The sequence below is a fragment of the Jeongeupia sp. USM3 genome (genome assembly GCF_001808185.1).
Classification (GTDB): domain Bacteria; phylum Pseudomonadota; class Gammaproteobacteria; order Burkholderiales; family Chitinibacteraceae; genus Jeongeupia.
This window is the reverse complement of the sequence record NZ_CP017668.1, coordinates 1335114-1348282: the sequence shown is the minus strand read 5'-3', so window position 1 is coordinate 1348282 and position 13169 is coordinate 1335114. Positions and strand designations below refer to the sequence as shown.

General features: G+C 66.8%; 9 protein-coding genes and 1 tRNA gene. 7 read left to right on the top strand and 3 right to left on the bottom strand.

Annotated elements, in window-relative coordinates; translation table 11 throughout:
* Window positions 1-67 precede the first annotated feature (67 nt).
* Complete coding sequence (gene purL / locus BJP62_RS06210) at window positions 68-4015, bottom strand: phosphoribosylformylglycinamidine synthase (protein ID WP_070527887.1); 3948 nt, start codon at window positions 4013-4015, stop codon at window positions 68-70.
* Window positions 4016-4241: 226 nt separating this feature from the next.
* Between purL and BJP62_RS06205 the strand changes: the two genes are divergently transcribed.
* Window positions 4242-6746 carry a family 20 glycosylhydrolase gene (locus tag BJP62_RS06205; RefSeq protein ID WP_070527884.1) on the top strand — a complete coding sequence of 835 codons (2505 nt, stop codon included), beginning with the start codon at window positions 4242-4244 and terminating at the stop codon, window positions 6744-6746.
* Window positions 6747-6841: 95 nt separating this feature from the next.
* Here the strand turns inward: BJP62_RS06205 and BJP62_RS06200 are convergent, their stop codons facing one another.
* Together BJP62_RS06200 and BJP62_RS06195 are read right to left on the bottom strand one after the other, a co-directional pair.
* Window positions 6842-7345: a hypothetical protein gene (locus BJP62_RS06200; RefSeq protein ID WP_070527881.1), complete on the bottom strand. Its 504-nt coding sequence runs from the start codon at window positions 7343-7345 to the stop codon at window positions 6842-6844.
* 95 nt (window positions 7346-7440) lie between these two features.
* On the bottom strand, window positions 7441-8355 hold the full coding sequence (locus BJP62_RS06195; RefSeq protein WP_083300748.1) for an ankyrin repeat domain-containing protein: 915 nt from the start codon (window positions 8353-8355) through the stop codon (window positions 7441-7443).
* A 183-nt stretch (window positions 8356-8538) separates the two neighbouring features.
* Here BJP62_RS06195 and BJP62_RS06190 point away from each other — a divergent pair.
* From BJP62_RS06190 to BJP62_RS06165, 6 genes are all read left to right on the top strand, one after another.
* Window positions 8539-8623, top strand: a tRNA-Leu gene (locus BJP62_RS06190).
* A 101-nt stretch (window positions 8624-8724) separates the two neighbouring features.
* Window positions 8725-9168 (top strand): PilZ domain-containing protein, encoded by a 444-nt coding sequence (locus BJP62_RS06185; RefSeq protein WP_168163807.1) that lies wholly within the window; start codon window positions 8725-8727, stop codon window positions 9166-9168.
* 16 nt (window positions 9169-9184) lie between these two features.
* Complete coding sequence (locus BJP62_RS06180; protein WP_070527872.1) at window positions 9185-10624, top strand: HAMP domain-containing sensor histidine kinase; 1440 nt, start codon at window positions 9185-9187, stop codon at window positions 10622-10624.
* Window positions 10611-11156 (top strand): hypothetical protein, encoded by a 546-nt coding sequence (locus BJP62_RS06175; RefSeq protein ID WP_070532399.1) that lies wholly within the window; start codon window positions 10611-10613, stop codon window positions 11154-11156. Before BJP62_RS06180 ends, BJP62_RS06175 begins: the two co-directional genes overlap by 14 nt.
* Entirely contained in the window at window positions 11153-12505 is a 1353-nt protein-coding gene (locus tag BJP62_RS06170) for a sigma 54-interacting transcriptional regulator (RefSeq protein WP_070527869.1), read from the top strand. Before BJP62_RS06175 ends, BJP62_RS06170 begins: the two co-directional genes overlap by 4 nt.
* Window positions 12506-12839: 334 nt before the next feature.
* Window positions 12840-13157 carry a BON domain-containing protein gene (locus tag BJP62_RS06165; RefSeq protein WP_070527866.1) on the top strand — a complete coding sequence of 106 codons (318 nt, stop codon included), beginning with the start codon at window positions 12840-12842 and terminating at the stop codon, window positions 13155-13157.
* Window positions 13158-13169: the final 12 nt, after the last annotated feature.

Below are 13169 nucleotides of genomic sequence, written 5' to 3'. Positions count from 1 at the left end.
CGTCCAGCCTAGCACGGGCAAGAAAAAACCGGCCCAGAGGCCGGTTTTTTGTCGCGACGACCGAGGATCAGCCGACCCAGCGCCGCGCATTGCGGAACATCCGCAGCCATGCGCCGTCCTCGCCCCAGTTCTCCGGGTGCCACGAGTTCTGCACCGTGCGGAACACGCGTTCCGGGTGCGGCATCATGATCGAGAAGCGGCCGTCGGCGGTGGTGACGCCGGCGATGCCTTGCGGGCTGCCGTTCGGGTTCAGCGGATAGGTTTCGGTGACCTTGCCGCCGTGGTCGACGTAGCGCATCGCAACGATTGCCTGCTGCAAGTTGCCCTGCTGGCTGAAGTTGGCAAAGCCCTCGCCGTGACTGACGACCACCGGAACCTGCGTGCCGGCCATGCCGCCGAAGAACAGCGACGGCGAGTCGGTCAGTTCGGCCATGACGAAGCGCGCTTCGAACTGCTCGCTCTGGTTGCGGGTGAACTTCGGCCACGCCTGCGCGCCCGGAACGATGCCCGAGAGGTTGGCCATCATCTGGCAGCCGTTGCAGACGCCGAGGCCGAAGGTGTCGGCGCGGTTGAAGAAGGCTTCGAACTCGGCACGGGCGCGTTCGTTGAACAGGATGGACTTGGCCCAGCCCTCGCCGGCGCCGAGCACGTCGCCGTAGCTGAAGCCGCCGCAGGCGGCGAGGCCGGCGAAGTCTGCCAGCGAGACGCGGCCGGCGATCACGTCACTCATGTGCACGTCGGTCGCGGCGAAGCCGGCGCGGGTGAACGCGGCGGCCATTTCGACGTGACCGTTGACGCCCTGTTCGCGCAGTACCGCAACGCGCGGCTTGGCGCCGGTGCTGATGAACGGCGCGGCGATGTCGTCGGACGGGTCGAACGACAGCTTGGCGAACAGGCCCTTGTCGCCCTTGGCGTCGAGCTGTGCGTATTCCGAGTCGGCACAAGCCGGGTTGTCGCGCAGGCGCTGGATGCGCCAGCTGGTTTCCGACCACGCCTTGTGCAGCGCAACGCGGCCTTCTTCCAGCACCAGACGGTTGCGCTTCTTGATCTTGAGCTTGTCGTCGTGGTTCAGCGTGCCGATCACGTGCAGTTCGCTGCGGATGCCGGCGTTGGCGAACGCGGCGATCACCGCGGCGGTGTCGCTGCGCTTGACCTGCAGCACGGCGCCGAGCTCTTCGTTGAACAGCACGCCCATCATCCGGCCGTTTTCGGCACGGGCGATGTCTTCCGGTGTCAGCTCGTCTTCCTCGCGGCCGCGGCGGCGGCGCTCGATGCAGAGCTCGTCGATTTCCAGCGTCACGCCGACGTGGCCGGCGAACATCATCTCAGAGACCGCCGCGAACAGGCCGCCGTCCGAGCGGTCGTGATACGCGAGGATGCGGCCCTCAAGGTTGAGCTTCTGCACCGTTTCAAAGAACGACTTCAGGTGCGGCACATTGACGACGTCCGGCGCCCACTGGCCGACCTGTTTGTAGACCTGCGCCAGCGCCGAGCCGCCGAGGCGGCACTTGCCGTCGCCGAGGTCGATCAGGATCAGGTCGGTATCGGCTTCATTGCGCAGTTGCGGCGTCAGCACGCGGCGCACATCGGTGACCGGCGCGAAGCCGGTGATGACCAGCGACAGCGGCGCGGTGACCTGCCTGGCTTCGCCGTCTTCCGACCAGACGGTCTTCATCGACATCGAATCCTTGCCGACCGGGATCGAAATGCCCAGCTCGCGGCAGAGGTCGAGGCCGACGGCCTTCACGGTGTCATACAGGTTGGCGTCCTCGCCGGGGTGGCCGGCCGGTGCCATCCAGTTGGCCGAGAGCTTGACGTCGGACAGCTTGGCGATCGGCGCTGCGGCCAGGTTGGTCAGCGCTTCGGCCACGGCCATCCGGCCCGATGCCGGCCCCGAGATCAGCGCCAGCGGCGTGCGCTCGCCCATCGCCATCGCTTCGCCCAGATACGTGTCGTAGCCCATCGCGGTGACCGCGACGTCGGCCACCGGCACCTGCCACGGGCCGACGAACTGGTCGCGCGCGGTGTAACCGCCGACGGTGCGGTCGCCGATATTGATCAGGAACGATTTGTCGGCCACGGCGGGCAGCTGCAGCACGCGGTAGGCGGCTTCCTTCAGGTCGATGCCCGACGAGTCGAACACCTTCAGCTCAGGCTTCACCCGCGTTACGTCGCGGGTCATTTTCGGCGGCTTGCCGAGCAGCACTTCCATCGGCATGTCGACCGGCTTGTTGCCGAAGTGCGGGTCTTCGACGACGAGCTGCTTCTCGTCGGTGACGCGGCCGATCACCGCGTAAGGGCAGCGCTCGCGCTCGCAGATTGCCTCGAAGGCCAGCAGGTTGGCCGGCGAGATCGCCAGCACGTAACGCTCCTGCGATTCGTTCGACCAGATTTCCTTCGGGCTCATGCCGCGTTCTTCGATATTGACCTTGCGCAGGTCGAACACCGCGCCCTGGCCGGCGTCGTTGACCAGCTCCGGGAAGGCGTTCGAGATGCCGCCGGCGCCGACGTCGTGGATCGACAGTACCGGGTTGTGCTCGCCCTGCTGCCAGCAGCGGTCGATGACTTCCTGCGCACGGCGTTCGATTTCCGGGTTGCCGCGCTGCACCGAATCGAAGTCGAGGTCGGCGGCGTTGGCGCCGGTTGCCATCGAGCTGGCGGCGCTGCCGCCCATGCCGATCAGCATGCCCGGGCCGCCAAGCTGGATCAGCAGGCTGCCGTCGGGCAGGCCGTGCTTGCCGACGTGCAGCGCGTTGATGTTGCCCATGCCGCCGGCGATCATGATCGGCTTGTGGTAGCCGCGGCGCTCGCCGCCGAAGTCTTCCTCGAAGGTGCGGAAGTAGCCGGCGATGTTCGGACGGCCGAATTCGTTGTTGAACGCGGCGCCGCCGATCGGGCCTTCGATCATGATGTCGAGCGCCGACGCGATGCGGTCGGGCTTGCCGTAGGCCGGGTCTTCCCACGGCTGGATTGCGCCGGGGAGGTTGAGGTTCGACACCGTGAAGCCGGTCAGGCCGACCTTGGGCTTGGAGCCGCGGCCGGTGGCGCCTTCGTCGCGGATCTCGCCGCCCGAGCCGGTCGCGGCGCCGGGGAAGGGCGAAATCGCGGTCGGGTGGTTGTGCGTTTCCACCTTCATCAGGATGTGGGTGGTTTCGTCGTGGTAGGCGTATTCGGCACTGCCCGGCTGCGGGTAGAAGCGGCCGATCCGCGCGCCCTCGATCACCGAGGAGTTGTCCGAATAGGCGACCACCGTGCCGGCCGGCGCGGCCTTGTGCGTTTCGCGGATCATGCCGAACAGGCTGTACGGCTGCGCCTCGCCGTCGATCACGTAATTGGCGTTGAAGATCTTGTGGCGACAGTGTTCGGAGTTCGCCTGCGCGAACATCGTCAGTTCGACGTCGGTCGGATTGCGCTTCAGCTTGGTGAAGTTCTCGAGCAGATAGTCGATTTCGTCGTCCGACAGGGCCAGACCGAATTCGACGTTGGCTTTTTCCAGCGCTGGCCTGCCGCCTGCGAGCACGTCGACGGTGGCCAGCGGCGCCGGTTCGAAATGGCGGAACAGCTCGCGGCCGGCGTCGAGCGTCTCGAAGACCTGTTCGGTCATCCGGTCATGGATCAGCGGCAGCAGCAGGTTCTTCTCGGCACTCGACAGCGGTGCGCCGTTCTTGCTCGCGTAGACGGCGATGCCGCGCTCGATCCGGGCGACCTTGCCCAGACCACAGTGCTCGGCGATGTCCGAGGCCTTGCTCGACCAGGGCGAGATCGTGCCCAGGCGCGGCAGTACCAGCAGCAGCGAGCCGGCCGCCTGATCCGGATTACACGGCTCGCCGTAGTGCAGGATGCGCTCCAGCGTCGCGCGTTCCCCGTCGTCCAGTGGCGCGTTCACTTCCGCGAAATGCCAGAACTCGGCGTACAGCTCCGCGCTGATGCCGTTTTCCATCAGCGCGTTGCGCAGTTTGTCGAGCCGGAAGGCGGAGAGCGCGGTGCCACCGCGCAGCTGGAGAACGTCTGCCATGTCGTAAGGTCCGGAAATCATGGGTAAAAATCGGAGGCGCAATTGTACCGAAAATCCGGCTCGCCCGCTTTGTGCCGAACCGTCCGTCCGGCTGCACTTTTCTCGGGTTGTTGCGTGTCAGGAAAAGCGCAATCCGGGCGCTGTTCCACTTAAGCACTTGCTTCTACACTGTCGCAGTCGGGTGGCAAAGACCACCGTCCTACGAACCGGATAGAGGAAGAGAAAGATGACCCAGCCCGCAGGCAAGCAGCTGGCACTGCAATGGCAGTGCATCACCAATGCTCACAACGGCGACAACTTCATCGCCGAACTGACGCTGAGCAACCGCTCCGCCGCGCCGCTGGCCGGATCGGGCTGGGCGATCTATTTCAACACCTGCCGCAAGATCAAGCCCGAAGGCATCGAGGGCGGCGTGCAGATCGAACAGGTCAACGGCGACCTGTGGCGCATGGTGCCGGCAGCCGGCTTCGGCACACTTGCAGCCGGCGAAAGCCGTCTGATCCGCTACGAAGGCCTGTTCTGGGTGATCCAGGAGACCGACGCGCCGCTGGGTTTCTACATCGTTTACGGCGACGGCACGCCGCAGGCACGTGCCGAAGCGATCGGCGATCCGGTGATCCTGCCGTTCGTCACCGAGGGCCAGCGCCACCGCAACGCCAACGACAAGGTGCCGCTGGTGACGCCGGCGACGCGCTTTGCCGACAACGAAAAGCTGACGCTGCTGGCACCCGAGGCGGTCGGCAAGATCACCCCGACGCCGCTCGAGGCCAGCTTCGGGGGCGGCCAGTTCGTCATCGACGGCTCGACCGCCATCGTCCATCCGGATGCGCTGAACGCCGAAGCCGCGTTGCTGCAGGCTGCACTGGCCGACGTCGGCGTAGCGGCGCAGCGTGCCGCGGCCGGCAAGGGCATCGTGCTGCAGCTCGGCACGGTCAACGTTGCGCAGACCGGTGCGGCGGGCGAGGCCTATTCGCTCGAGATCGGTGCCGACGGCATCGTCATCACCGGCGCATCGGCGCACGGCGTGTTCAACGGCATCCAGAGCCTGCGCCAACTGCTGCCGGTCGATGCCTTCGTCAACCCGCTGCCGGCACTGGCCGTGCCGTTCGGCCGCGTCGTCGACGCGCCGCGCTTCGCGTATCGCGGCCTGCATCTGGACGTCGGCCGCAACTTCTCGTCCAAGCAAAGCGTGCTGCGCCTGCTCGAATGCATGGCGCTGTACAAGCTCAACCAGTTCCACTTCCACCTGACCGACGACGAAGGCTGGCGCCTGGAAATCCCGACGCTGCCGGAGCTGACCGAGATCGGCTCGGGCCGCGGCTACACCGCGACCGAAACCGACCATCTGGTGCCGTGCTTCGGCTCGGGTGCCGAGGTCGAAGGCTCGAGCGGCACCGGCTTCTACAGCCGCGCCGACTTCATCGAGATCCTCCGCTTCGCGACCGCGCGCCATATCGAGATCGTCCCCGAGTTCGACGTGCCGGGCCATGCGCGTTCGGCGATCAAGGCGATGAACGTCCGTTACGAGCGGCTGAAGGCCGCCGGCCAGCTCGAAGCGGCCGAGCAGTATCTGCTGACCGATTTCGCCGACAAGTCCGAGTACGAGTCGGTGCAGCTGTGGCACGACAACGTGATCTGCATCGCCCGCGAAGGCGCGTACAACTTCATCGAGACGGTGATCACCGACGTCAAGTCGATGTACGCCGAGGCGGGCGCACCGTGGACCACGCTGCATACCGGCGGCGACGAAGTGCCGCACGGCGCCTGGGAAGCATCGCCGATCTGCCAGGCGTTCATGCAGCAACACGGCATGACGACGATCCAGGAGCTGCAGGACCACTTCCTCGGGCGCTACCGCGACATCCTGAAGAAGCACGGCCTGACCTTCGGCGGCTGGGAAGAAATCGCGCTGAAGAAGGAAACCGTCGACGGCGTCGTCCATCACGGCCCGAACCCGAAGTTCGTCGACGCCAACTTCCGCCCCTATATCTGGAACAACATCTGGGGCTGGGGTCAGGAAGACTTTGCCTACCAGCTGGCCAACGCCGGTTATCAGGTCGTGCTGTGCAACGTGACCAACCTGTACTTCGACCTGGCCTACGAAAAGGATCCGGTCGAGCCGGGCTACTACTGGGGCGGCTTCATCAATACCCGCAAGGCGTTCGAGTTCTGCCCGCTGGACATCTACACGACGGCGACGCTCAATCTGTTCGGCCATGAACTCGGTGACTCGCTGAAGAACAGCGCGCGGCTGACCGAGCAGGGCGTCAAGAACGTGATCGGCATCCAGGGCGAGCTGTGGGCCGAGAACATCCGCGACGCCGGCCGCCTCGAGTATCTGGCGATGCCGCGTCTGGTCGCACTGGCCGAGCGCGCATGGGCGAAGGACCCGGGCTGGACCTTCGTCGCCGACAAGGCCGTGCGCGACGCACGGATGGATGCCGACTGGAACCAGTTTGCCAACCGCCTCGGCCAGCGCGAACTGCCGCGTCTGGATGGCCTGGTCGGCGGCTACGGTTACCGCGTGCCGGTGCCGGGCGCCACGGTCGACGGCGGCAAGCTGCTTGCCAATGTCGAGGCGCCGGGCTTCGTGCTGCGCTACACCACCGACGGCAGCGAGCCGACCAACGCGTCGGCGCAGTACACCGGCCCGGTGGCTGTCTCGGGCACGGTCAGGCTGGCGGCGTTCACGACCACCGGCCGTCGCGGCCGCGTTGTCAGCGTCGGCTGATCACCGTCACCGAGCCAACAAAAAACCCCGCGCATTGCGGGGTTTTTTGTTGGCCGAACCTGCCGGTATCCGGCTGGCCAGCTCGACCGCCAGCCTCAGCTGGCCAATTCGACCAGATGCAGCTCGATCTCGACGTTTTCGTCCGAATGGCGGATCTGCGCGAGCAGCACCGCGTCGACGAAGTTGGCGAAGCGGCGCAGCAGGATCGAGTTCGCCAGCGCCGGGACCATCTCGTTGCGGAAGCCCGACACGTAGCGCAGCGCGCCGACGCAGTTTTCCTCGAGCTCGTCCTCGTACTCGCCGAGCAGGTCCTTGATCGCCTTGCGAATTTCCTTCACTTCCTTGAACAGGTCGCTCGAGATGTCGCACAGGTCGGTAAAGCGCAGCGCGACGTCGATATGGCCGCGGCCGGCAACGCGGCGCGCTAGCGTGCGCGATGCCTCGCACAGCCGGTCGAGGTCGTGGTCGGACAGCTGGACGTCGTCGAGCGGGAAGTATTCGTGTACGGCGGCGAGCGCGTGGCGGATGCCATCGCTGTTTCGCAGCGACTCCGGCAGCGCGCTGCTGGCACGTGCGGTGATCTTGTAGATTTGGGCCATCTTGATGTCTCCTTTTCCAGGCGGTGCCGGTGCCCGATTTTTCGGCCAGACGGGCTGCGGCAGTGCAAGGCTACACCATCCGGATGGCGTCGGTCCTAACGGCGCTCGCGCTGGCGTAGCGACTGTGTCAACAGCATCAGTTCGCACAGGCGCTGCTGGCCGGTCTGCACCGCGATCGCGTACGGCGTGTCGCCGTCACGGTGCCGCGCCTCGGGGTCGGCGCCATGGTCGAGCAACCGTACGGCGACGTCGGTGTGCCGGTTGGCGACGGCCTTGTGCAGCGCGGTCCAGCCTTCCGGCGTGCTGGCGTCGACGCGGGCGCCGGCGGCGATCAGCCGCTTGACGATGTCGAGGTGGCCGCGGCTGGCGGCCTGGATCAGCGGGGTGAAACCGCTGTGGCTTGCCGCGTTGACGTTGGCGCCGCGGCCGACCAGCATGCCGGCGACGGTGTCGTAGCCGTTCAGCGCCGCCCAGTGCAGGGGCACGTAGCCGCCGCGGTCGCAGGCATGGATGTCGGCGCCGCGCGTCAGCAGCCATTCGGCCGACGCCGCACTGCCGTCGAAGCTCGCGCGCATCAGTGCCGTCCAGCCGTTGTCGTCGGCGCCGTCGATCTTGACGCCGGCGTCGAGGTAGAGCTGCAGCGTTTCCGGCGTGCTCTGGCCGATGCTGCGGTGAAAGTCGCCGACCGTGGCGCGCAGGCCCAGTTGCCCGAGCCGGTCGACCGCGGCTTCGCGCACGTGGTCCCAGACGTCGCCGCTGTCGGCCGGGCGGCGCATGATCTCGTCGTGGGCGATGCCGAAACTCATCAGTTCGAGGCCGATCTCGGGCGGAAAGCCCTGGCGGTCGGGGCGGTCCATGATCATCAGCGACTCGAGGTAGCCGTTGATGGCATCGGTGCCCCACAGCTCGGCCAGCCGGTTGGCGATGCGCGGAAAGCGCTCGATCAGGCGGACGGGGCTGCGCTGGGCTTGTCCATGTTGGTCCAGCAGCTTGTGCAAGGGATGAGTCATGGGGCAGGAAGGATTGGGCCGATCGCTTATTTAATAGCGAATTCGCCCGGCGGCACAAGGCAAGCATGACCATGGCTTTTTTCGATTCGGCGCTGGACAGCCCGGATGTGCTGACGTATAGTCCCGTCTCTCGCAAGACGCACCATCCTCAGCGTCGAGAGAGTTGCAACATCGATTGTGAATGCCGACATGGTGAAATTGGTAGACACGCTATCTTGAGGGGGTAGTGGCTTCGGCTGTGTGAGTTCGAGTCTCACTGTCGGCACCATTCAAATCGATGACAAGCCGAAGCGCATGCTTCGGCTTTTTTGTTGCCCGCACCGGCGCGGCAGTCAACGTATAATGAAACGCTGATTGACGGAGCGCGACGTGAACATCGCCAACGAGCCTGGATTCCACCGCGAGCTGCAGGGCGGCCAGATCGACACCGACTGGCACGCGCAGCGTGGCGAGCCGCGCTATCTGGTGCACTGGCGGGTTTCGCTGGTGTATCAGGATGCCGGCAAGCGCCAGACCTTCCGCGGCCGGATCTTCGACCTCTCGCCGTCGGGTTTCAGCCTGCTGTCCGATTACAATCTGCCGGTGTCCGATCAGGTCACCGTGCTGATCTCGGTGCCGCCGATGGTTGCCGGCCAGCGTGCCCGCATTCTCGAAGCCAAGAGCCGCGTGCTCTACACGGTGCTGTCGAACGAGTTCGACGCCTTCCGCATCGGCGTGCGCTTCCTCGGCTTCAAGGCCGACGGGCGCGACTTCCTCGAATCCAGCCTTGCCGCGCGCGTACCCGCACCCATGTCAACGCGGGGCGAGGCGTGACACGCTAGACTGGCGCATGCTGCGCATCAAACCTTCCTTCCGCCTGCTGTTGCTGCTGTCCTTCGTGCTGGCCGCGACGCTGCTGGGCGCGACCTCGCTGCGCGCGCTGTCGACGCTGGAGCGGGCGGCGGAACAGAGCCGCTCGCTGTCCGACGCGGCTGTCCGGCAGACCGAGGCCGTCGAACGGCTCGACGAGCGCACCCAGCTGTTCGAACGCAGCCTGCGCCAGTACCTGGTGCTCGATGACGCGAGCTTTCTGGCGCGGGCCAGCCAGGCGCGCGACGACGCGGCGGCCACGGTGGGCTGGCTGCACGCGCAGGCCGGTGGCGACGACACGCTGAAGGCGGCGCTGCTGCACTGGCAAACGCTGGCCGGCGACGCCCGCGACGCGATGGCGCACGACGTCATCCACGATCGGGCCGCACAGTTCGCGCTGCTCGAGCGGGTCACGCAATTGCGCGGGCTGAACGCGCAGATCGCCCAGGAAAGCCGCCGCGAGCTCGAGCGCCGCAACGATGTGCTGCTCGACGAACTCGACCGCGAACGCCGCACCATCTCGGTGATGATCGCGGTGGCGATCGGCATTGCCGTGCTGATCGCGCTGGCGCTGGCCGGCTGGCTGGCGCGGCCGCTGGCAAAGATCGAGGCGGCGATCCACCGGCTCGGCGAAGGCCGGCTTGACGCGGAGATCGTCATCCGCCGCGGCCCGGCCGACCTGCGCCGGCTGGGGACGCAGCTCGACTGGCTGCGGCAGCGGCTGGCCGAACTCGACGCCGAAAAGGCGCGTTTTGTCAGCCATGTGTCGCACGAACTGAAAACGCCGCTGGCGTCCTTGCGCGAGGGCGTCGCGCTGCTCGGCGACGAGGTGCCGGGGGCGCTCAACACCGGCCAGCGCGAGGTCGTGGCCATCCTCGAGCACAACGTCGCAGCCTTGCAGCGACAGATCGAGGACCTGCTGCGCTATCACGCCATGCAGTTTTCGGCGCGCACGCTGGCGCGGGTGCGGGTCGACCTCGCCGCGCTGATCGCCACCACCATCGCCGCACAACGGCTGCAGTGGCAGGCGCTGGCGCTGTCGGTGCAACTCGATGGCGCCGCGCCGGTCTACCATGGCGACACCGACAGGCTGGGCGCGGTGATCGGCAACCTGCTATCGAATGCGATCCGCTTCAGCCCGCGCGGCGGGACGATCCGTTTCGTGCTCGCCCACGCAGCCGGCACGACCACGCTCGACTGCATCGACCAGGGACCCGGCGTCGCCGATGCCGACGCCGAGCGGATCTTCCGGCCCTTCGTCCAGGGCGAACGCCAGCCCGGCGGTGCCCGCCGCGGCAGCGGCCTGGGGCTGTCGATCGTCAGCGAATACCTCGCGGCCCACGGTGGCCGTATCGCCCTGCTGCCCAGTGCACAGGGTGCCCACTTCCGGATTGAACTGCCCGATGATGAAACGACCTGAACTCCTGTTGCCGCTGGCGCTGCTGCTCGCGGCCTGCGTGAACCCGCCGGTGGCGCCGCCGCTGCCGATCGCCTCGGCGCCGGCCAAGGTCGCACCGGTTGCCAGCGCACCGGTGGCGGTGCCGTCCACCGACTGGCCGGCGCTGTTTGCCTACGCGGCGTCGTTGCACGCGCGGACGCCGGCGGAGCTGAACCGCGAGGTTGCCGGTCTGGCCAGCGAGGCAGGCGAGCTTGCCTTGATACGGCGGGCAATGGCCTATGCGCAGCTGCGCGGCAATGGCGACCTGAGTCGAGCGATCGGCCTGCTCGACAACGCACAGAAGGCGAGCGGACCGCAGGCCGCTACGCTGCGTCCGCTGGCGCAGTGGCTGTCGTCGGTCTACGCCGACCAGCGTCGCCAGGACGGCGAGACCGACAAGTTGAACCAGCAGCTGAAGGACGCACAGCGGCGCGCCAATGACCTCAACGACAAGCTCAACGCACTTAAGGCGATCGAGCACGGCCTGCCGCCCAAGCCGAAGGCCGCGCCATGAGCGGTGCCGCGCTACTGCTCGTCGATGACGATGCCGATTTGCTGCGCCTGCTGTCGATGCGGCTGACCGCCGCCGGCTACCGGGTGACGACCGCCGAAACCGTGCAGGCGGCGCTGGCGCAGCTGGCGGTGGCAACGCCGCAACTGGTGATCAGCGACGTGCGCCTGCCCGATGGCGACGGCCTGGCGCTGTACGGCGAAATCCGCGCGCGCCTGCCGGCTTTGCCGGTGATCCTGCTGACGGCCCACGGCACGATTCCGGATGCGGTCGAGGCGACCAGCCGCGGCGTGTTCGGTTACCTGACCAAGCCGTTCGACAGCAAGGTGCTGCTCGATAAGGTCAGGCAGGCGCTGAGCGTGTCGGCGGCGACGCCCGAAGCCGGCGACGACGCATGGCGCAGCGAAATCGTCAGTCGCAGCAGTGCAATGACCGAGCTCCTGACCGAGGCGAAAATGATCGCCGCATCGGACGCCAGCGTGCTGATCCGCGGCGAGTCGGGCACCGGCAAGGAGTTGCTGGCGCGGGCGATCCACAAGGCCAGCCCGCGTTCGGCCCGGCCCTTCGTCGCGGTCAATTGCGGTGCGATTCCCGAAGCCTTGCTCGAATCCGAGCTGTTCGGCCACGTGAAGGGCGCGTTCACCGGCGCGCTCGCCAACCATCGCGGCCTGTTCCAGGCCGCCGACGGCGGGACGCTGTTTCTCGACGAGATTGGCGACATGCCGCTGGCCTTGCAGGTCAAGCTCTTGCGCGTGCTGCAGGAGCGCGCGGTGCGGCCGGTCGGCAGCAGCGAGTCGGTGCCGATCGACGTGCGCATCCTCTCGGCGACGCACCGCGACCTCGACGCGGCGATGGCGGAGGGTGAGTTTCGCGAAGACCTTTATTACCGGCTCAATGTTGTCGCGATGACGCTGCCGCCGTTGTCCGAGCGGCGCGAGGACATCCCGCTGCTTGCCAACCACCTGCTGCAGCGGCTGGCCGCCAAGTACGCGAAAAAGCTCAACGGTTTTGCGCCGGACGCGCTCGAAGCGCTGTCGACGGCGGCGTGGCCGGGCAACGTCCGGCAACTGTTCAACGCGATCGAGCAGGTCTGCGCGCTGTGCACCGCCAGCATCGTGCCGCTGGCGCTGGTGCAGCGGGCACTGCGCCAGCCGTCGACCGAAGTGCTCGGTTACGCCGAGGCCAAGCGCCGCTTCGAGCTCGACTACCTGACGCGCTTGCTGAAGCTCACCGACGGCAACGTTGCCGACGCGGCCAAGCTCGCCGACCGCAACCGGACCGAGTTCTACCGGCTGCTGCAGAAGCATGCGCTGAACCCGGCGATGTTTCGCGGCGACGGTGTCGCCGAGTAGCGACTCGAAAATCATCCGTTGAAACAAGGGCTTGCTGCCGGTGCGGCCGTCGTTGTCGGCATTTGGCGACGATTTGCCCTTCCGGCCGCGTGCCGAGCGGGGCGGTCTGCCCCGGTTTGATGCCAGTCTGTTGATTTTCATCGGGTTTTTCACTCTGGCACGGCACTTGCATTAGTGAGGGCACCGGCGCATTTCGACGCCGGACAAAGCACCAATCACATCTGCAAGAGAAACGCCCCTGCCGGTCGACGACCGGCAGGGGTGTGGCCAGTCGGGCACGCATGCCGCGCCGGGCGCCGATGACCGTCGTCGAACCTACCGTGCAGGAGATGTCGTGAAAACCCGAACCAAGACCGCGCTGATCGCCACACTGTTGTCGCTGGGGCTGTATGCCCATGCGGCCGTTGCAACCGGTGACGCAGGGCCGTCGGACCCGCAGATTGCCAGGGCCGCGACGACGGCGCTGCAGCAGAACAAGCAGCTCAAGGCATTCGATTTGCACGCAGTCAGCCAGAACGGCGTGGTGACGCTCAGGGGCGTCGTCGATACGCCGTCGACCGGTGCGCTGGCGGTGTCGGTGGCGTCGGGCATCGACGGTGTGCGGGATATCCGCAGCGACATGCAGTTGCCGGGCGGGCCGCTGAAGATCTGACGGTTTGCCGCG

Bases quoted from the DNA above. Each gene is read 5' to 3' on its own strand.
- BJP62_RS06195 (WP_083300748.1), bottom strand. From the start codon at position 8,355: ATGACTCATCCCTTGCACAAGCTGCTGGACCAACATGGACAAGCCCAG.
- purL (WP_070527887.1), bottom strand. From the start codon at position 4,015: ATGGCAGACGTTCTCCAGCTGCGCGGTGGCACCGCGCTCTCCGCCTTC.
- BJP62_RS06200 (WP_070527881.1), bottom strand. From the start codon at position 7,345: ATGGCCCAAATCTACAAGATCACCGCACGTGCCAGCAGCGCGCTGCCG.
- BJP62_RS06205 (WP_070527884.1), top strand. From the start codon at position 4,242: ATGACCCAGCCCGCAGGCAAGCAGCTGGCACTGCAATGGCAGTGCATC.
- BJP62_RS06175 (WP_070532399.1), top strand. From the start codon at position 10,611: ATGAAACGACCTGAACTCCTGTTGCCGCTGGCGCTGCTGCTCGCGGCC.
- BJP62_RS06170 (WP_070527869.1), top strand. From the start codon at position 11,153: ATGAGCGGTGCCGCGCTACTGCTCGTCGATGACGATGCCGATTTGCTG.
- BJP62_RS06180 (WP_070527872.1), top strand. From the start codon at position 9,185: ATGCTGCGCATCAAACCTTCCTTCCGCCTGCTGTTGCTGCTGTCCTTC.